General features: G+C 69.0%; 19 protein-coding genes. 4 read left to right on the plus strand and 15 right to left on the minus strand.

Annotation, left to right across the window (positions count from 1 at the left end):
- Nucleotides 1-215 precede the first annotated feature (215 nt).
- Nucleotides 216-1,880 (plus strand): ABC transporter ATP-binding protein, encoded by a 1,665-nt coding sequence (locus ACFV9C_RS30300; RefSeq protein WP_380198952.1) that lies wholly within the window; start codon nt 216-218, stop codon nt 1,878-1,880.
- The gene (locus ACFV9C_RS30305; protein WP_380198953.1) at nt 1,877-3,757 is read left to right on the plus strand and encodes an ABC transporter ATP-binding protein; all 1,881 of its coding nucleotides are present in this window, start codon (nt 1,877-1,879) and stop codon (nt 3,755-3,757) included. Before ACFV9C_RS30300 ends, ACFV9C_RS30305 begins: the two co-directional genes overlap by 4 nt.
- 43 nt (nt 3,758-3,800) lie before the next feature.
- On the opposite strand, the gene ACFV9C_RS30310 is transcribed toward ACFV9C_RS30305, so the two are convergent.
- Genes ACFV9C_RS30310 through ACFV9C_RS30320 form a run of 3 tightly spaced genes read right to left on the minus strand, consistent with a single transcriptional unit; the run spans nt 3,801 to nt 6,044 of the window.
- Nucleotides 3,801-4,724: an RNA polymerase sigma-70 factor gene (locus tag ACFV9C_RS30310; RefSeq protein ID WP_380198954.1), complete on the minus strand. Its 924-nt coding sequence runs from the start codon at nt 4,722-4,724 to the stop codon at nt 3,801-3,803.
- A complete protein-coding gene (locus ACFV9C_RS30315; RefSeq protein ID WP_380198955.1) occupies nt 4,724-5,656 on the minus strand; it encodes an NAD-dependent epimerase/dehydratase family protein in 933 nt (310 codons plus the stop codon). Before ACFV9C_RS30315 ends, ACFV9C_RS30310 begins: the two co-directional genes overlap by 1 nt.
- Nucleotides 5,657-5,714: 58 nt before the next feature.
- On the minus strand, nt 5,715-6,044 hold the full coding sequence (locus tag ACFV9C_RS30320; protein ID WP_380198956.1) for a hypothetical protein: 330 nt from the start codon (nt 6,042-6,044) through the stop codon (nt 5,715-5,717).
- Between the two features lie 87 nt (nt 6,045-6,131).
- Here ACFV9C_RS30320 and ACFV9C_RS30325 point away from each other — a divergent pair, with 87 nt between their 5' ends.
- Nucleotides 6,132-7,283, plus strand: a complete 1,152-nt coding sequence (locus tag ACFV9C_RS30325) for an AAA family ATPase (RefSeq protein ID WP_380198957.1) — start codon at nt 6,132-6,134, stop codon at nt 7,281-7,283.
- Here ACFV9C_RS30325 and ACFV9C_RS30330 read toward each other — a convergent pair whose 3' ends face one another.
- From ACFV9C_RS30330 to ACFV9C_RS30370, 9 genes are all read right to left on the minus strand, one after another.
- Complete coding sequence (locus ACFV9C_RS30330; protein WP_380198958.1) at nt 7,284-8,120, minus strand: hypothetical protein; 837 nt, start codon at nt 8,118-8,120, stop codon at nt 7,284-7,286. It abuts the gene before it with no gap.
- On the minus strand, nt 8,120-8,842 hold the full coding sequence (locus ACFV9C_RS30335; protein WP_380198959.1) for a CDP-alcohol phosphatidyltransferase family protein: 723 nt from the start codon (nt 8,840-8,842) through the stop codon (nt 8,120-8,122). The genes ACFV9C_RS30330 and ACFV9C_RS30335 overlap by 1 nt, the downstream gene beginning before the upstream one ends.
- Nucleotides 8,843-8,992: 150 nt before the next feature.
- Nucleotides 8,993-9,436, minus strand: a complete 444-nt coding sequence (locus tag ACFV9C_RS30340) for a nitroreductase family deazaflavin-dependent oxidoreductase (protein WP_380198960.1) — start codon at nt 9,434-9,436, stop codon at nt 8,993-8,995.
- Between the two features lie 27 nt (nt 9,437-9,463).
- Nucleotides 9,464-9,919 (minus strand): hypothetical protein, encoded by a 456-nt coding sequence (locus tag ACFV9C_RS30345; RefSeq protein WP_380198961.1) that lies wholly within the window; start codon nt 9,917-9,919, stop codon nt 9,464-9,466.
- Nucleotides 9,920-9,930: 11 nt separating this feature from the next.
- The gene (locus tag ACFV9C_RS30350) at nt 9,931-10,614 is read right to left on the minus strand and encodes a class F sortase (RefSeq protein ID WP_380198962.1); all 684 of its coding nucleotides are present in this window, start codon (nt 10,612-10,614) and stop codon (nt 9,931-9,933) included.
- 1 nt (nt 10,615) lies between these two features.
- Nucleotides 10,616-11,638, minus strand: coding sequence for a hypothetical protein (locus ACFV9C_RS30355; protein ID WP_380198963.1), 1,023 nt, complete (start codon nt 11,636-11,638; stop codon nt 10,616-10,618).
- 196 nt (nt 11,639-11,834) lie between these two features.
- The gene (locus ACFV9C_RS30360; protein WP_380198964.1) at nt 11,835-13,013 is read right to left on the minus strand and encodes a hypothetical protein; all 1,179 of its coding nucleotides are present in this window, start codon (nt 13,011-13,013) and stop codon (nt 11,835-11,837) included.
- Between the two features lie 116 nt (nt 13,014-13,129).
- Nucleotides 13,130-14,224: a PP2C family protein-serine/threonine phosphatase gene (locus ACFV9C_RS30365; protein ID WP_380198965.1), complete on the minus strand. Its 1,095-nt coding sequence runs from the start codon at nt 14,222-14,224 to the stop codon at nt 13,130-13,132.
- A 63-nt stretch (nt 14,225-14,287) separates the two neighbouring features.
- Nucleotides 14,288-15,115, minus strand: coding sequence for an Fpg/Nei family DNA glycosylase (locus ACFV9C_RS30370; RefSeq protein ID WP_380198966.1), 828 nt, complete (start codon nt 15,113-15,115; stop codon nt 14,288-14,290).
- A 10-nt stretch (nt 15,116-15,125) separates the two neighbouring features.
- On the opposite strand from ACFV9C_RS30370, the gene ACFV9C_RS30375 reads away from it, so the two are divergent.
- Nucleotides 15,126-15,347 (plus strand): hypothetical protein, encoded by a 222-nt coding sequence (locus ACFV9C_RS30375; protein WP_380198967.1) that lies wholly within the window; start codon nt 15,126-15,128, stop codon nt 15,345-15,347.
- On the opposite strand, the gene ACFV9C_RS30380 is transcribed toward ACFV9C_RS30375, so the two are convergent.
- From ACFV9C_RS30380 to ACFV9C_RS30390, 3 genes are all read right to left on the minus strand, one after another.
- The gene (locus tag ACFV9C_RS30380; RefSeq protein ID WP_380198968.1) at nt 15,311-15,778 is read right to left on the minus strand and encodes a ribose-5-phosphate isomerase; all 468 of its coding nucleotides are present in this window, start codon (nt 15,776-15,778) and stop codon (nt 15,311-15,313) included. The two genes, ACFV9C_RS30375 and ACFV9C_RS30380, sit on opposite strands and share 37 nt — an antisense overlap.
- A gap of 16 nt (nt 15,779-15,794) precedes the next feature.
- Nucleotides 15,795-16,544, minus strand: a complete 750-nt coding sequence (locus ACFV9C_RS30385; RefSeq protein ID WP_380198969.1) for a hypothetical protein — start codon at nt 16,542-16,544, stop codon at nt 15,795-15,797.
- Nucleotides 16,545-16,626: 82 nt separating this feature from the next.
- Complete coding sequence (locus ACFV9C_RS30390; protein WP_380198970.1) at nt 16,627-17,241, minus strand: DsbA family protein; 615 nt, start codon at nt 17,239-17,241, stop codon at nt 16,627-16,629.
- Nucleotides 17,242-17,289: the final 48 nt, after the last annotated feature.

Raw genomic sequence — 17,289 nt, forward strand, 5'->3', positions numbered from 1 at the left:
TACCTAGTGGGCGATACTGGAAAGTGCGCCGTTTTCAGGTCGCCAAACCCAATTTCGAATCGAAGTAGATGGGAAGTGCGCCCGTCCAGATGCCCTCCGAGCACCGTGCCCAAGCGCCGTCGATCGCTGCCCCTTCCACCCGTGCCCCCGAACGTAGCCGAAACCTCTGGCGGCTGCGTCCCTATTTGAAGCCACACCGCTGGCGGCTGACGGTGATGTTCACCACCGCCATGCTCGGCGTCGGTGTCAGCCTCACCGTCCCACTGGTCACCCGAGCCATCATCGACGGCCCGGTCACCCGCCGCGAGCTGAGCCTGCTGGTCCCGCTGGCCCTGCTGGCCCTCGGGCTGAGCATCTCCGAGGTCATCCTGGTCTGGATGCGCCGCTGGGCGCAGTCCCGGACCGTCAGCGACCTCGAGGCCACGCTGCGGCACGACCTGTACGTCCGGCTGCAGTCACTGCCGATGGAGTTCCACACCCGCTGGCAGAGCGGTCAGCTGCTGTCCCGGGTGACCACCGACCTGTCCACGATCCGCCGGTTCATGGGCTTCGGCCTGCTGTTCCTGGTGATGAACGTCCTGCAGCTGATCGTGGTCACGATCCTGCTGCTCCAGCTGTACTGGCCCCTCGGCCTGGTCGTCCTGGTCGCCGCCGTGCCGATCGTCACGGTGTCGCTGAAGTTCGAGAAGAAGTACCTGCGGATCTCCCGCAAGGTGCAGGACCAGCAGGGCGACCTGGCCACCCGGATCGAGGAGTCCGCGCTCGGCTTCCGGGTGATCAAAGCGTTCGGCCGCCGGCCGTACGTGCAGTCGCAGTTCGACGACGAGGCCACCACGCTGTACGACACCGAGGTCGCGAAGGTCCGGCTCGCCAGCCGGTTCTGGAGCTTCCTCGGCGTGATCCCGAACCTGACCCTGGTGATCGTGCTGCTGCTCGGCGCGCTCGCCGTCGGCCGGGAGGCGATCACGCTCGGCACCCTGGTCGCGTTCATCACGCTGATGCTGTCGCTGGTCTGGCCGGTCACCTCACTGGGAGCGATCCTCGCGATGGCGCAGGAGGCGATGACCGCGGCGGACCGGATCAGCGAGATCCTCGACACCTACTCGGTGATCACGTCCGGCCCGGACGAGCTCGCCGACGCCCGCGGGCACCTGCGCTTCGAACACGTTGGCTTCCGGTTCTCCGACGACTCGGCCGAGGTGCTGCACGACATCAACCTGGACCTGGCTCCGGGTACGACGCTCGCCCTGGTCGGCGCCACCGGCTCGGGCAAGACCACTCTGACCGCGCTGGTCCCCCGACTGTACGACGTGACGGCGGGCCGGATCACGATCGACGGCCACGACATCCGGAACCTGTCCCTGGTGTCACTGCGGACGGCGGTCGCGTCCGCGTTCGACGACCCGACGCTGTTCTCCATGAGCGTCCGGGAAAACCTGACGCTCGGCAGGCCCGACGCCTCTGAAGCAGAGGTACAGCAGGCGCTGGACGTCGCACAGGCGCAGTTCGCCAACGACCTGCCGTGGGGTCTGGAGACCCGGGTCGGCGAGCAGGGCATGTCACTGTCGGGTGGCCAGCGGCAACGGCTCGCCCTGGCGCGCGCAGTGCTCGCCAAGCCGGCCGTGCTGGTGCTGGACGACACCCTGTCGGCTCTCGACGTACACACCGAGGCCCTGGTCGAAGAGGCGCTGCGGAACGTGCTCTCCGACACCACCGGCATCGTGGTCGCGCACCGTGCGTCCACCGTGATGCTGGCCGACAAGGTCGCGCTCCTGCAGAACGGCACAGTCACACACGTAGGAACCCATCAGGAACTGCTGGCGACGGTACCGGCGTACCGGCACCTGCTGGCAGCGGAGGAAGAGGAGGTGCACGCATGACCGTGTCGTCGACGACCCAGCAGACACCTCCTCACGACAAGGAACAGCAAGAGCAGCCCGAGGAGCAGAAGTGGCGCGGGTTGTTCGAGGAGGACCCCGACCGGGAGATCTCCCGCGCTACCAGCATCCGGCTGAAGGAGGACTCCCGGAAGCTGCTCGGTGAGCTGCTCCGGCCGTACCAGAAGCTGATCTGGCTGCTGGTGGTGATCGTGATCGTCGAGAACGCCGCCCGGCTCGCGGTGCCGTACCTGGTCCACCTGGGCATCGACAAGGGCATCCCGCCGATCCTGGCGGGCCAGGGCTCGAAGCAGCTGATCACGATCGTCATCGCCGTCCTGGCGTCGGCCTTGCTGCAGGCGTGGGCGCGGCAGATCTTCCTGATGCGCTCCGGCCGGCTCGGCCAGACCATCCTGCTCGGGCTGCGGAAGCGGGTGTTCGACCACTTCCAGCGGTTGAGCCCGGCGTTCCACGACCGGTTCACGTCCGGCCGGGTGATCTCCCGGCTGACGTCCGACGTCCAGGTCATCGACGAGATGCTGGCCAGCGGGTTCGACAGCCTGGTGACCGCGGTGCTGACCCTGGTCGGTACGTCGATCATCCTGCTCACGCTGGACGTCAAGCTCGGTCTGATCGCGCTGCTGTCGTTCCCGGCGCTGCTCGTGCTGACGGCGTGGTTCCGGAAGCGGTCCGCGGTCGTCTACCGGCAGACCCGGGAGGCCGTCGTACTCGTCATCGTGCACTTCGTCGAGTCGATGACCGGGATCCGTGCGGTGCAGGCGTTCCGCCGGGAACCCCGCAACGAGGAGATCTTCCACGGGGTCAACGACCGCTACCGGAAGGCGAACCTCGAGTCGTTCCGGCTGAACGCGGTGTTCATGCCGGCCATCAAGGGCGTCGGCAACATCACGATCGTCGCGATCCTCGCGTACGGCGGTTACCAGGCGTACCACGGGCACGTGACGGTCGGCGTACTGACCGCGTTCCTGCTGTACCTGCGGCAGTTCTTCGAGCCGCTGCAGGACATCACGCAGTTCTACAACACGTTCCTGTCCGCGTCGGCGGCGCTGGAGAAGCTGTCCGGCGTACTGAACGAGACCCCGGACGTGCCGGAGCCGATCAAGCCGGTCAAGCCCGGCAAGGCGCACGGTCACCTGGAGCTGCGGAACGTCCGGTTCGAGTACGTCGACGGCGTACCGGTGCTGCCCGGCCTGCAGCTCGACGTACCGGCGGGCCAGACGCTGGCGCTGGTCGGTACGACGGGTGCGGGCAAGACCACGATCGCGAAGCTGGTGTCGCGGTTCTACGACCCGACCGGCGGCCAGGTGCTGCTCGACGGCGTGGACCTGCGGGACCTGACCGAGGACGACCTGCGCGAGCGGGTCGTGATGGTGACGCAGGAGAACTTCCTGTTCACCGGATCGGTGGCCGACAACATCCGGTTCGGCAAGCCGGACGCGACCATGGAGGAGGTCGTCGCGGCCGCCAAGGTGATCGGGGCGCACGAGTTCATCACCGCGCTGCCGAACGGGTACGACACCGCGGTCGAGAAGCGCGGGTCGCGGCTGTCGGCCGGTCAGCGGCAGCTGGTCGCGTTCGCGCGGGCGTTCCTGGCGGACCCGGCCGTGCTGATCCTGGACGAGGCGACGTCGAGTCTGGACATCCCGAGCGAGCGGCTGATCCAGCGGGCGCTGAAGACCATCCTGGCGGACCGGACGGCGATCGTGATCGCGCACCGGCTGTCCACGGTGGAGACGGCGGACCGGGTGCTGGTGCTCGAGTACGGCCAGATCATCGAGGACGGGTCACCGGACCACCTGATCACGGTCGACGGCCACTACGCGGGCCTGCACCAAGCCTGGGAAGAGTCCCTGGCGTAACAGCATCAGGGGAAGGGGCGCAGCGACTCGCTGCGCCCCTTCGTCATGAGCGGCGGGCGGCGCCCGCGTCCCGGACCACGGACCAGGCGTCGGCGACCGGGCCGACGTGGTGGAGTTTGTCCGGGTTCACCACCGCGCGGATCGCCTGGATCCGGCCGTCGGCGATGTCCAGCGTCCAGGTGTTCACCACCCGCCCGTCCGCGTCCCGGAAGATCGCGCCCGGCTGCCCGTTCACCTCGTGCGGCTCGACCACGCCGCCGATCCGTGCGAACGGCTCCGCCAGCCCCGCCAGCATCCGCGCCACGTTCGCCGCACCGGCGATCAGCCCACGACCCCACTGCGGCGCCTTCCCGCCGGCGTCCCCGACCAGCTGTACGTCGGCCGCCAGGAACTTCATCAACGTCCCGACATCCCCGTCCTTGAACGCCCCGAAGAACCGCACAGCGAGCTCGTCCCGCTCCCGCCGATCCGCCGCGAACCGCGGCCGCCCCGCGTCCATGTGCCGGCGCGCCCGTACGACGAGCTGCCGGCAGGCCGCCTCCGACCGCCCCACCGCCGCAGCCACTTCCGCGAACCCGAACCCGAACACCTCCCGCAGCACGAACGCCGCCCGCTCCAACGGCGACAACCGCTCGAGCAGGAGCAGCGCCGCCATCGACACGGAGTCCGCCAGTTCGGCCGCCCGCTCCGGGTCCTCGTACGGGTCGGACAGCAACGGCTCCGGGAACCACGGCCCGACGTACTCCTCCCGCCTGCGACGGGCGGAGCGCAGTACGTCGACAGAGATACGGGCGACGACCGCGGACAGGAAGGCCTTCGTGGAGACGGGTTCTGTCGGCGTACCGGCGTACCGGAGCCAGGTGTCCTGAACGGCGTCCTCTGCCTCGCTGACGCTGCCGAGGATGCGGTACGCGATCGAGAACAGCAGCGGCCGCAGCTCCTCGAACTGCTCGTCCTTGGAAGGCATCAGCTCAGCTCAGCCTTGAAGCCCTGGCGCCAGGACGGGTACTGCAGCCTCCAGCCGAGCTCCCGCTTCGCCTTGGCGTTGGAGAAGCCACGTCCTTCGGTCATCATCACCACAGCCTGGTCCCCAGCGAGCGGACGCGCCAGCCACACCGGGATACGCATGGGCGGCTTAGCACCGGCGCACTGCGCCAGGTATGGAAGCCAGTCGCTGGCAGGCGCAGGGTCGTCGTCCACGATGTTGAACACGCCCGTGACCTTCTGCTCGACAGCCAGCACGGTAGCGCTCGCAGCATCGTCCAGGTGCACCCAAGAACTGTAGCCAGTCCCCTTCCCCACCAGCGGGTACTGGCGTTTGCGTACGAGCTCCACCTGGTCGTCGATAGCACCCGGCCCGTAGAACGCGCCGTACCGCATGACCGCGCCACCGATCTTCAGCACGAGGTCCTCGATCCGGCTGAGTGCTTTGAGGCCTACGTTGGCTGCTGTGCCTTCCAGGAGGTCCAGCGGGTCCTCTTCCGTCTTGACCCAACCGCCTTCACGGATGCCGTTCCAGCTTGCGTAGCCCTGCGCAACGAAGTGCGGGACGCCTACGGCCTCAGCTGCGGCCAGGAGATGGTCTGTTCCTTCCGTACGCAGCCGGTTGGTCTTGGCGAACCACTTGTCCGGGTGCTTGATGTCCGGCTTGCCCGCATGCGTCATCGAGATCGCCGTCATCTGATGCACGATCACGTCCGGCTTGGCCAACGCCACAGCCTCACCCACGGCCGCACCGTCCAGCCCGTCCATCACGACACCCACAGCACCAGCAGCCACCAACTGGTCCACCTTGGCCGCACTGGTCGTCGTAGCAGTCACCTCATGCCCCCGCGCCACCAACTGCGGCGCCAACCGCCGCCCCAACACCCCGCTGCCGCCAGCAACAAACACACGCATAGTTCGTGCCCTTCTCGTCTTTAACCCCCGAGACGAGACAGCCCCGAATCCTGTGACATCACCGCCAGGCGACGACACCGAGGTCGTAGTACTTGTTGTAGTCCGGCTCCGACCCGACGAACTCGTCGTCCGTGCCGTACGGTGCGTCCGAATACACGATCCGCCCCAGCGGGTCCTTGGTAGCCGCCGCACCGATCAAGGGCCCCTTCGCGGAGATCGTGAACGCACGAATCGTCGGCGTCGCACTGGGCGTGACAGTAGGCGTGACAGTAGGCGTGGCGGTCGTCGGCCGCCTGGGCGGCGGCGGGGCGGCAGGTGGCTTGGTCGAGGCCCCGCAGGCGGCCAACGCACCGAGGGCGATCAGGCAGGCAAGGATCCGTTTCAGCACGTCGAAACCCTACGAACGGCAGCCGGCCGCACCCCGGCCATGGCAGGAAACGGTCAGGCTGTCGGTGGCGCCCGATAGGTTGACGTGATGCTGACGACGCTGGCGGTGGAGAACTATCGGTCGCTGCGGCGGGTTGTCATGCCGCTGGGTGGGTTGAACGTGGTGACCGGGGCGAACGGGACCGGGAAGTCGAGTCTGTACAAGGCGCTGCGGTTGCTGGCCGATGCGTCGCGGAACGGGGCCGTGGCGGCGTTGGCGCGGGAGGGTGGGCTGCAGTCGACGTTGTGGGCCGGGCCGGAGCATGTGCGCAAGGACCGGCCCACGCAGGGGACGCGGCGGACCGGGCCGGTGACGTTGCGGATGGGGTTCGCGGGCGACGACTACGGCTACCTGATGGATCTCGGGCTGCCGATCGCGCACGGGTCGCAGTTCGACCTGGATCCGGAGATCAAACGGGAGGCGCTGTGGGCGGGCCCGTTCCTGCGGCCCGCGGCGCTGCTCGTGGACCGCAGCAACAGCGAGGTGCGGATCCGGTCCGCGAGCGGCGAGTGGCAGCGCGCGGGGCACAAGCTGCAGACGTTCGACAGCATGCTCAGCGAGTTCGCGGACCCGGAGCGGGCGCCGGAGCTGATGGTGGTGCGGGAACGCCTGCGGGGCTGGCGGTTCTACGACCACTTCCGGACCGACGCGACAGCGCCCGCCCGGTTGGTGCAGGTCGGCACGCGGACCGCCGTACTCGCCCCGGACGGAGCCGACGTGGCGGCCGCGCTGCAGACTGTCCGCGAGCTGGGGCCGCGCGGCGCGCTGGATGAGGCGATCGAGCTGGCGTTCCCGGGGAGCCGGATCCAGGTCGTCAACACCGCGGGGCGGTTCGAGGTCGCGTTCCACCAGCACGGGCTGCTCCGCCCGCTGTCGGGCGCCGAGCTGTCCGACGGCACGCTGCGATACCTGCTGTGGGTCGCCGCGCTACTCACGCCGCGACCGCCCGAGCTGTTGGTCCTGAACGAGCCGGAGACCAGCCTGCACCCGGACCTGCTGCCGGCCCTTGCCAACCTGGTCGTCACCGCGGCGAAGGAGACGCAGGTGATCGTGGTCTCGCACTCCCGCCCGTTCATCAGCGCACTCGAGGCCCTCTCCCCCGACCTTCAGACCATCGAGCTGGTGAAGGAGAAGGGCGCCACCACCATCGCCGGCCAAGGCCCGCTCGACGAGCCCCCGTGGAAGTGGCCCAGCCGATAGCTAGTGCTTGACGCTCTCGAAGCGCACCAGGATCACGGATCCTGTTGCCGAGAGCAGGAAGCCCGCGATCGCGGCCGGCCACCAGCCTGCGCGTACGGCGTCGTTCAGGACGAACACGCCGACGGCGGCCGGGGTGATGGTCTGCAGCGCGATCATCGGCGTGGTGGCCAGCGTCACCGAGCCACGCTGCAACGCCAGCGAGTACAGGATGAACGCGAGCGCTCCGCTGATCGGCAGCGTGTACAGGGTCGGGCTGTGGAACAGCTCCGCCACCGACCCGTCCTTGAGCAGGCGCGCGGAGATCGCGACCCCGGCGTACCCGAGACCGGCGAGCAGGCCGAGGAGCGCGGTCGACGCGCCACGTTGCGAACGGCTCGCGACAGCACCGAGTACGGCGATCGTGACGAGGCCGACGACGATGCCGATGGTGAGCCCGTGGTGCTGGGCGGCCGCACCCGCGTCGCCCGCCGCGACCGCGAGCAGGCCGAGCCCGACGACGACGCCGATCACCGCCGACCACTCGAGCGCACTCAGCCGGTCCGACATCAACCGGGTCGCGAGCAGCGCGGTGACCACCAGGCTGACCGCGATCCCCGCCTGGGCGAGGTACAGCGGCAGGAGGCGGAGCGCGACGAAGTGCAGCCCGAAACCCGCCAGGTTCAGCGCCAGCGCGCCGAGGAACGCGGGCTGCTTGAGCAGCTTGACCACGAACCCGCCGAGCCGCCGCGGATCCAGCTCCGACTCGGTCGGCACCTTCCGCGAACCCACTGCCTGCAGGATCGCCCCGACGCCGAACAGCACCGCGGCGCCGAGCGCCGCGCCAAGACCTAGAACCACTACGCAACGACCCTACGGCGCCAGGTGAGGTACAGGCTGAGGCCCGCGTAGTACACGAGGTAGGCCAGCGAGATCGCCACGACCACCGGGTTCGGGTGCGGCATCTGCGCCAGGAGTACGGCGTACGACGCCAGCCAGATCGCCGTGGTCAGCAGGTTGAGCGAGCGGAACGCCTTGGTCCGCGACGGGTACACGTACTTCACCGGGATGAAGACCAGCACCGAGAACACCACCAGCAGTACGCCGGTGACGACCGGGCTGAGACCCAGCACGATGATGTAGAACGCGACCACGTTCCAGTAGCTCGGGAAGCCCAGGAAGAAGTGGTCCTCGGTCTTCGCGTCGACCCGGCAGAACTGGTAGCTCGACGCGAGCAGCGGCAGCGCGCCGAGCACCGCGCCCCAGGTGCCGGCCGGCAGGTACCCGCCGGTCCAGAGCAGCACGATCGGCGCGAACGCGTACGTGAGGTAGTCGACGATGTTGTCGAGCATCGCCCCGTCGAACCACGGGATGGTCTCCTTCACCCGCAGCCGGCGCGCGAGCATCCCGTCGGTACCGTCGATCACCAGGGCCGCCAGCCCGAGCCAGAGCGCCCGGACGGCGTCGCCGTCGATGGCGGCGATCACGATCAGCAGCGCGAGCACCGTTCCGCTCGCGGTATAGGCATGCAGTGCAAGTCCGGCCAGACGCAGCCGCGTCGACCCGACGAACGGTTCCCGCACCGCGTCGTGTGTGGTCAGGACAACTCCCAGAACTCAGCCGACGCAGGGCGCCGGACCGGGTCAAGGTGAACCCGGCCGCCGCCAGCGTCTCACAGGCCTGGTCCCGCTCCTGTCACCGACCGTCGTCCGGAGCGAGATCTTTGCAAGGACTTAGTTGACCCGGTCCAGCAGGAAGACCGGGATCTTGCGGGAGGTCTTGGTCTGGTACTCCGCGTACGGCGGGTAGGCCGCGACGCCGCGCACCCACCACTCGTCGTACTCCGCGCCGTCGATCTCGCGGGCGACGTACTCGCCGGCGACGTCGCCGTCCTGCAGGGTGACCTTCGGGTCGGCCTTGAGGTTGTTGTACCAGACCGGGTTCTTCGGGGCGCCGCCGAGCGAGGCGAACGCGGCGTACACGCCGTCGTGCTCGACGCGCATCACCGGCACCTTGCGGATCTTCCCGGACTTCGCGCCGCGCATCGTCAGCAGCACCACCTTCATGCCCTGGATGCTGACCGCGTCGGTGGTCCCGGTCTCGGTCACCTTGTCGACCTGGTCCCGGACCCAGCCTGCCGTACTCGGCACGTACTCGTCGTCAGAGTTTGATGTCATGTCACCAATAGTAGGCGCATCCGGCCGTCACGGCGCGCAGGACCGCAGCTGGGTCGCGGTGGCGATCGTGGCCTCGATCCAGCGGCGGCGCAGGAAGTGCGCCTTCAGCAGCCGGTGCATGCCGTCCAGCACGACCAGCCGCCCGCGGTACGCGACCAGGTTGATCGGGAAGTCCAGGTCCGCGTCCATCACCCGCTGGTAGTGCGCGCGGAAGTTCATCGGCGTCTCAGCGACCTGGTGCGGGGTGACCCTGAACCGCTCCCCCGCCAGCTGCCACAGCGGCAGGTCGAACATCCAGAGCAGGTCCGCGATCTCGACCGGCTCGACCTTCAGGTCCAGCTCCCACAGCTTCGCGAGCTGCCAGTGGTACGGCGGGAACACTTCGCGCAACGTGTCCGGCATCATCGCGACCAGCTCGTCGAACGAGACGTCCGGCGCGGCCCGATCCGCGCCGAAGGTGTCGCCCAGCCCATCGATCGTCACGACGGAGCAGGCTACGCCATCGGCAGGGCGACAACGACAACGTTGCTGAGGTACACCTGCCCGTTCCAGTCCTCGCACGTGACCAGCACCAGCCGGCCGCGAACACCTTGGTCGAACACCTGCGCGGCCTGCTTCGCCAGCGTCGCCTTCCGGTACGTCGTGACCGTGGCGACCCGGTACTGCAGCTTGCCCCGCACCGTCGCGACCTGCACCACCGAACCCGGCACGAGCTTGCCGAGGTCGTCGAAGGCGCCGCCGCCGGTGTGGACCGTGTGACCGGTGATGACGGCCGATCCGCGCTTCGCCCCCGGCTGCGCACCGCCCGACCACCAGCCGACCGTGGTCGGGTCGGACGGCGGGGTGAGGGCGGAGTGGACCGTCTTGATCGAGACGACGGGCGCGTTCACGTCGAGCTGCGGAATCGTGATCCCGGTCGGGCGGCCGGGGCGGGTCGTCACCGGCATCCGGCTGCTCGGGCCGGCCGGCTTCGGGATCGACCTACTCATTGGTGTCCCCGACGACTCCGCGGGGGCCGGCACCGTTGCCGACGGGGACGGCCGGGTCGCCGCGCCCGCATGGTCGTCGCCGCCGAACTGCAGGTACGCGCCGGCGGCAAGCACCCCCGCCCCCACCACCGCGACCACCCCGCTCCACCGGAACGGAGCGGGACGGCCGCGGCGACGGGCAGGGGTCATCTCAGGCCTGGCTGTGCTTCCCGCGGCGCCGCAGCGCGACGAATCCACCACCGGCGAGCATCGCACCACCGGCGGCGAGCAGCAGACCGCCCACCAGCCCGAACGGACTGTTGCCACCGGCAACCGAATTGCCGTGCGCGGTGCCACCGAAACCTGCGTCGACCTCGGTCGGCACACCACCGGTCGGCGTCTCGGACGGCCCACCGGCGGCCGGAGTACTGGCCGCCGGCGAGGACGACGTACTGGGCGAAGCCGGGGTGGTCGCAGGCGGCGTCTCGGACGAACCCGGCGACGCGGTCGTGGCCGGAGGCGTGTCGCTGGTCGCCGGAGGCGTGTCCGTCGTGGCCGGAGGCGTGTCCGTGGTCGCCGGCGGCGTGTCGGTCGTCGCGGGCGGCGTGTCCGTGGTCGCGGGAGGCGTGTCAGTTGTCGCGGGCGGGGTGTCGGTCGTCGCCGGAGGCGTGTCCGTCGTGGTCGGCGGAGTCGACGGCGGCGTGGTCGGCGGGGCGTCACAACCCTTCACCCAGAACACCTTGTGCTTCTTGTCCGCGCCGATCGAGCCGGGCGCGTTCACGGTCAGCTTCACGTGATAGCCCTGCTGCGGCTGCGGCTGGCCGGTGAACTTCAGCGTGTAGACCTCACGCGCGTCCAGGTCGTTGCCGCCACCCGCCGGGTCCTCGCCGATGAATGGGTGCAGGTTGCCGGAGACGACGGTGAGCCCACCGTCCTTGGTTGGCGCCTGGTCCTCGAACGTGACCGTGGCGTAGTAGTCGCCCTTGTCGTAGTTGTAGAACTCGACGCTGAACGTGCAACCCTGGTGAGGGTTGTTGTCCGGCGGGCCGCTCTGGATGTCGGCACCTTCGATCTTCACGGTGCCGTTGTTGCCCGGCGGGTTGTGGCCGTTGGTGGCCTGGTCGGCGTTGGCCTGGGGCGCGACGAGCAGGGCCGCGGCGCCGAGTAGCAGTGAGAGCGCTCCGGCGCCGGCGAAGATGCCGGCCGCGCGGGAGCGAACACCCGTGTGGGTCATGTCCGTCCTCGTGCAGAAACAGGGGAAAGAAGTCCAGGAGAAGTATTTCGGTTCCGTTACAGCAGTCAAGACGGTTCTGTAACGATTGATCCTGTGGATCCTGGGTTTTCCACAGCCTGCGGCTGACGCTCACGCACCGGGGGCTGGTGGTGACCTTCCCGGTGCGTGAGCTGCTTGTTGCCGAGGACAAGCTCGGTCAGCGGGTGTGGCGGCCGTGGCGTCGCAGGGTGGCGATGGCACCGCCGGCGAGCAGCATCCCGCCGAGTGTCATCAGGATGCCGCCGGTCGCGCTCTTGCCGGTGGTCGTAGTGGCGGCCACGGTCCGCGTCGGCGCGCTGGCTAGTCCGGCTTCAACTGCCGTCGGCAGCCCGCTCGTCGTCGAGCTCGGGTGGTGCGAGACCACCGGAGCACTGGTCGGCGTGCTCACCGGAGAAGCAGGAGGCGTCGTGGCCGGAGTCGTCGGAGCCGTACTCGCGGGCGTCGTCGGAGGCGAGGTCACCGGCGTCGTGGGTGGTGTCGCAGGAGGCGTCGTCGGCGGACTCGTCGGCGGCGTGGTGGGCGGAGTAGTCGGTGGCGTCATCGGTGGGGTTGTAGGCGGTGTTGTCGGAGGCGTAGTGGGCGGCGTCGTAGGCGGTGTTGTCGGTGGCGTCGTGGGTGGTGTCGTCGGCGGCGTGGTGGGCGGCGTCGTCGGCGGGGTTGTCGGTGGCGTAGTCGGAGGTGTCGTAGGCGGGGTGGTCGGAGGTGTCGTAGGCGGCGTGGTCGGCGGCGTGGTCGGAGGTGTCGTAGGCGGCGTGGTGGGCGGCGTCGTGGGAGGTGTGGTGGTCGGTGTGGTCGGTGGGGTGGTGGGTGGGGTGGCGTTGCAGCCTTGGACCCAGAAGACCTTGGACTTGGTGTCGTTGCCGATCGAGCCGTCGGCGTGGATCGTGACCTTGACGTGGTAGCCCTGCTGCGGTTGTGGCGGGCCGGTGAACTTCAGCGTGTAGACCTCGCGCGCGTCCAGCCCACTGCTGTTCGTCGGCCCACCGCCGATGAACGGGTTCAGATTCCCCGACACCACCTGCAACCCACCATCAGCCGTCGGCGGCTGATCGGCGAAGGTGACCGTCGCGTAGTTCGGCCCAGGATCGAAGTTGTAGAACTCGATCGTGAACGTGCACCCCTGGTGCGGGTTGTTGTCCGGCGGCCGGTCCCCGACCTCGACGCCGTCGATCTTGATCGTCCCGTTGTTCCCCGGCGGCGCGGCCATCGCGGCCACGGGCGCCACCGACGTACCCGGCCCGGACAGCAACAGCACCCCGGCACCCGCCAGAACTGTGAGTGCTCCGGCGGCTGCCGCGATCGCGGCAGCCTGAGCACGAACCCCCTTGCCGACCATTCCCGCTCCCCAGTGTCAACATGGTCATAACACGGGCGGACATCTCAGCAGCAGTATGCCCTTCTCGTTGCCCAAGTCAACAAACACGCGAACTGACAACGAGAGACTTACTTGCCTCAGGCATGCGCCTTGCGGTGGATGATCACGATCGCCGAGTCGTCCCCCGGCCCGCCGGCGGTCGCGACCAGTTCCTGCGCGGCCCCCAGGAACCCCTGCGCCACCAGCCGTTCCGCGTGCCCGGCGAGCCGGTCGGTACCGCGGCCGATGTCCCGCCGCGGCGTCTCCACCATCCCGTCGCTGTACAGGAACAGCGCGTCGCCCAGCTTCAGCTGCCCGTGGTTCACGGCGAACTCGGGCGCCTCGACCAGCCCGAGCAGCGGCCCGTCGGCGTCCCGCGTCTGCCACCGCCCGGACCAGGCGTCGAACTGGATCGCCGGCGGATGCCCGGCCGTCCGTACGTCGAACTCCCCGGTCGCGAGGTCGATCGCGACGTGCACGACGGTGGCGAAGTCGTCGTCCCACTCCTGACGCCGGATGTACCGGTTCGCCGAATGCAGGAACTCCTCCTCCGGTACGACGCCCAGCAGGCCGCCGAACGCACCGGACAGCAGCAGCGCCCGGGTCCCGGCGTCGATGCCCTTGCCGGAGACATCGACCAGCGCGACCTCGAGCACCTGGTCGTGCACGGTCGACACCACGAAGTCGCCGGAGAACGTCGACCCGCCCGCGGACTGGATCGCGACCTCGACCCGCCAGCCGGGCGGCAGCGTCGGCATCTCGCCCTGCGCGGTCAACGTGTCCCGCAGCTCCATCAGCATCGACTCGCCGCGGGTCCCCGGCACCCCGAGCCGACTGCGCACCTTGGCGCTGGTGATCATGATCCAGCCGACCACCAGCAGCACCAGCACGAACCCGAACCGGGGCAGTGACGGGCCGCGGGACAGTACGACGTACGCCCCGAAGAGCGCGGTGATCGCGGACAGCGCTACGAGCTCGCGGAACTGCAGCAGCACGCCGCCGACCACCAGCGGGACGATCAGGAACGAGGCCGGCGTCAGGTCCGGCCAGGCGAGGCTCGCGATCGCGATGACCAACTGCAGGAGCATCAGGAGAACGAACGCGACCCGGTGCGAACGGCGGGCGCGTCGGCCCAGCGCCTCGACCCGGCGGCCGATGCGTCGTACCAGTGCAAGACCGCCGCTCTTCCTCATGCTGTGAAGAAGATAACGGTACCGATCGGTCCGCGCATCAATTCGAGACACAACCGAAGACTGTCAGCTCTTGCGAGTGAGACCGGTTCGCTGGCATCTGGGACACCAGAACAAGTTACGTCCCGCGAGGATCTTCGTCCGAATCACCGACTGGCAGACGTGGCATCGTTGCCCCTGGCGCCGGTACACGTACACCTCGCCGCCGTGGTCGTCCTGCCGCGGGTCGCGCCCCATCGCCTCCGGTGTGTGGTCGTCGGCGACGGTGTCGATCCGCCCGGTCTCGACGCCGTACTTCATCAGCTCGAGCAGGTCGTCCCACATCCCCTGCCACTCGCGTTTCTTCACCACGTTGCCGGGCGTCATCGGGTTCAGCTTGGCCCGGAACAGCACCTCGGCCCGGTACACGTTGCCGACGCCGCTGAGCACGTCCTGGTTCATCAGCAGCTGACCGATCGGCAGCTTGCTGCGGTGGATCCGCTTCCAGGCCGCCTCCGGGTCCGCGTCGTCGCGCAGCGGGTCCGGCCCGAGCCGGCCCAGCAGCTTGTCGCGTTCCTCGTCGGTGATCACCTCGCACACGGTCGCGCCGCGGAGATCGGCGTACGACGTGGCGTTCTGCAGCCGGACCCGGACCGCGCCCACGGGCTCGGGCACCGGGGCGGGCTTGATGTCCATCTTGCCGATCAGCCCGAGGTGGATGTGCAGCCAGCCGGCGCCCTCGAAATCGGCGAGGAAGTGCTTGCCGTGGGCCTCGGTCTGCCGCAGCAGGTGGCCGTCGAGCAGCGCGGCGCCGTCGGCGAACCGGCCCTGCGGGCTGGACGCCCGGACAGTACGGCCGCCGAACGCGTCCCAGACGTCGTTCGCCAGCCGGTGCAGGGTGTGACCTTCAGGCATGATTCCTCTTATGGGGACGACAGGTGGTTCCAAGGGCGGTAAGGCCTCGCCGGCCAGTCCGGCCGTGGTCGGCACCGGCCGGAGCATGCGGGCGAGGGACGTGTCCAAGCCCCGGCAGCCGGTGCACCGCCGGCCGGTCCTGCCGGCGACCGGACCGGACGACGATCAGGGCAGCGACGATCAGGGCAGCGGCGATCAGGGCAGCGGCGGGAGCTCGCCGGTCGACTCGTAGCCGTCCAGCATCTCGATCCGCCGGGTGTGCCGCTCCTCACCGGAGTAGTCGGTCGCCAGGAAGGTGTCGACGAATCCGGCGGCCTCCTCCTCGCTGTGCATCCGGGCGCCGACGCTGATCACGTTGGCGTTGTTGTGCTCGCGGCCGAGCCGTGCGGTGTCGGTGCTCCAGGCCAGGATCGCCCGGACGCCCTTCACCTTGTTCGCGGCGATCTGCTCGCCGTTGCCCGAGCCGCCGATCACGATGCCCAGGCTGCCCGGGTCGGCGACCACGGCCTGCCCGGTGCGCAGGCAGTACGGCGGGTAGTCGTCGACGGCGTCGTACGCCGCCGGACCGTGGTCGACGACGTCGTGCCCAGCAGCGGTCAGGTGCTGCACGAGGTGGTTCTTCAGTTCGAAGCCGGCGTGGTCACAGCCGATGTGCACTCGCATGGCGGCAATCTACTTGTCAGCTCACCGCTGCCCGCACGCCGCCCGGCACAGTCAGGGCCGCGGTCAACTGCGTGACAGCGGCATAGGCCTGCTCGTACGGCGTTCCGCACGGGTGCAGCGTGTAAACGGCGACGATGGTCCGGTCGTCCGCGCCCACGGTGCCAGTGGTGTGCAGGGCCTCGCTGACGAGGTCAACCACGGACTCAGGCTTCGCCTTGTCGATGTTGTAGCCGCTGGAGCCCTGGAACCCGGACCAGCCCTGCTTGATGCTGAAGCCAGGTGCGAACACCGACGCGATCCCGAAGTACTGGTCGAACCCGTCGGTGCCGCTCCGTGTCGCCTGGTGCAGCTGGCCCATCACGAACTCACGCACCGGCGCAGGCGCCTCTTCCAGCAGGTACCGGTAGATCCGGACGGTGTCGGCGGCCGTGATAGCGACGTACCCCCAGAAGCCCGGGTGAGTCGCGGGCGGCCCTGCTGTGCGTGCCAGCCCGAGCCGCCCGACCATGCGCTCCACCAACGCCGCACCGTCACGCTGGTCCCAGTAGTAACTGGCCGCATCGTCGTCGCTACTGCGCAGCATCACCTCGAGTCGCGCCCGGTCCTCGTCCGGTACGGCGTACTCCGGACCGCGGTCCCAGAAGAAGTCGAGCGCGATCAGCAGCTTCACCACCGACGCCGAGCGGAACTGCCGCTCGGCGTGCTGCTGCTGGACGAACTGCCCGGTCTGGCGGTCGAACACCGCAATGCCTGCGGTCAGGGTCATCTGAAACCTACTCACCCACTGGACGGATTCCTGAGTGAGCAACTTTCACCGAAGTGACGGCTCCAGTTCAAGCCCTGAACCGTCAGTCGAAGATCGGGCCGCGGTCCCGGGTGCGCTTGATCTCGAAGAAGCCCTCGGTGCCGGCCACCAGCCGCACGCCGTCCCAGAGCTTGCCGGCCGCCTCGCCCTTCGGCGCGGGCGTGACCACCGGGCCGAAGAACGCGGTGCCCTCGACCGCGATCACCGGCGTACCGACCTCCATGCCGACCTGGTCCATGCCGGCGTGGTGGGACTTCTTCAGCGCGTCGTCGTACCGGTCGGTGCCGGCCGCCTCGGCCAGCGACTCCGGCAGCCCGACCTCGGCCAGCGCCTCCCGGATCAGCCCGTCGACGCCGTCAACGATGCCCCGGCCCTCGATGTGGATCCGCTTGCCGAGCGCGGTGTAGAGCGGCAGCAGTACGTCGTTGCCGTGCGCCTCCTCGGCCGCGATCAGCACCCGCACCGGGCCCCACGCGTTGGTCAGGAAACTGCGGTACTGCTCCGGGAGTTCGTCCCGGCCGTCGTTCAGGACGGCGAGGCTCATCACGTGCCATGTCGTCTTCACGTCCCGGACCTGCTCGACCTCGAGCATCCAGCGAGACGTCATCCAGGCCCAGGGGCAGGCCGGGTCGAACCAGAAATCAGCGGAGGCTGTCATATTCACCATCATACAAAGTTGAAGAACACGGATACCGTCTTGGTATCC

Source organism: Kribbella sp. NPDC059898 (genome assembly GCF_042730855.1).
In the GTDB taxonomy this organism is placed as follows: Bacteria; Actinomycetota; Actinomycetes; order Propionibacteriales; family Kribbellaceae; genus Kribbella.

Bases quoted from the DNA above. Each gene is read 5' to 3' on its own strand.
- ACFV9C_RS30310 (WP_380198954.1), bottom strand. From the start codon at position 4,724: ATGCCTTCCAAGGACGAGCAGTTCGAGGAGCTGCGGCCGCTGCTGTTC.
- ACFV9C_RS30340 (WP_380198960.1), bottom strand. From the start codon at position 9,436: ATGACATCAAACTCTGACGACGAGTACGTGCCGAGTACGGCAGGCTGG.
- ACFV9C_RS30380 (WP_380198968.1), bottom strand. From the start codon at position 15,778: ATGCGAGTGCACATCGGCTGTGACCACGCCGGCTTCGAACTGAAGAAC.
- ACFV9C_RS30385 (WP_380198969.1), bottom strand. From the start codon at position 16,544: ATGACCCTGACCGCAGGCATTGCGGTGTTCGACCGCCAGACCGGGCAG.
- ACFV9C_RS30365 (WP_380198965.1), bottom strand. From the start codon at position 14,224: ATGAGGAAGAGCGGCGGTCTTGCACTGGTACGACGCATCGGCCGCCGG.
- ACFV9C_RS30370 (WP_380198966.1), bottom strand. From the start codon at position 15,115: ATGCCTGAAGGTCACACCCTGCACCGGCTGGCGAACGACGTCTGGGAC.
- ACFV9C_RS30375 (WP_380198967.1), top strand. From the start codon at position 15,126: ATGGGGACGACAGGTGGTTCCAAGGGCGGTAAGGCCTCGCCGGCCAGT.
- ACFV9C_RS30305 (WP_380198953.1), top strand. From the start codon at position 1,877: ATGACCGTGTCGTCGACGACCCAGCAGACACCTCCTCACGACAAGGAA.
- ACFV9C_RS30390 (WP_380198970.1), bottom strand. From the start codon at position 17,241: ATGACAGCCTCCGCTGATTTCTGGTTCGACCCGGCCTGCCCCTGGGCC.
- ACFV9C_RS30355 (WP_380198963.1), bottom strand. From the start codon at position 11,638: ATGACCCACACGGGTGTTCGCTCCCGCGCGGCCGGCATCTTCGCCGGC.
- ACFV9C_RS30360 (WP_380198964.1), bottom strand. From the start codon at position 13,013: ATGGTCGGCAAGGGGGTTCGTGCTCAGGCTGCCGCGATCGCGGCAGCC.
- ACFV9C_RS30325 (WP_380198957.1), top strand. From the start codon at position 6,132: ATGCTGACGACGCTGGCGGTGGAGAACTATCGGTCGCTGCGGCGGGTT.
- ACFV9C_RS30350 (WP_380198962.1), bottom strand. From the start codon at position 10,614: ATGACCCCTGCCCGTCGCCGCGGCCGTCCCGCTCCGTTCCGGTGGAGC.
- ACFV9C_RS30300 (WP_380198952.1), top strand. From the start codon at position 216: ATGTTCACCACCGCCATGCTCGGCGTCGGTGTCAGCCTCACCGTCCCA.
- ACFV9C_RS30315 (WP_380198955.1), bottom strand. From the start codon at position 5,656: ATGCGTGTGTTTGTTGCTGGCGGCAGCGGGGTGTTGGGGCGGCGGTTG.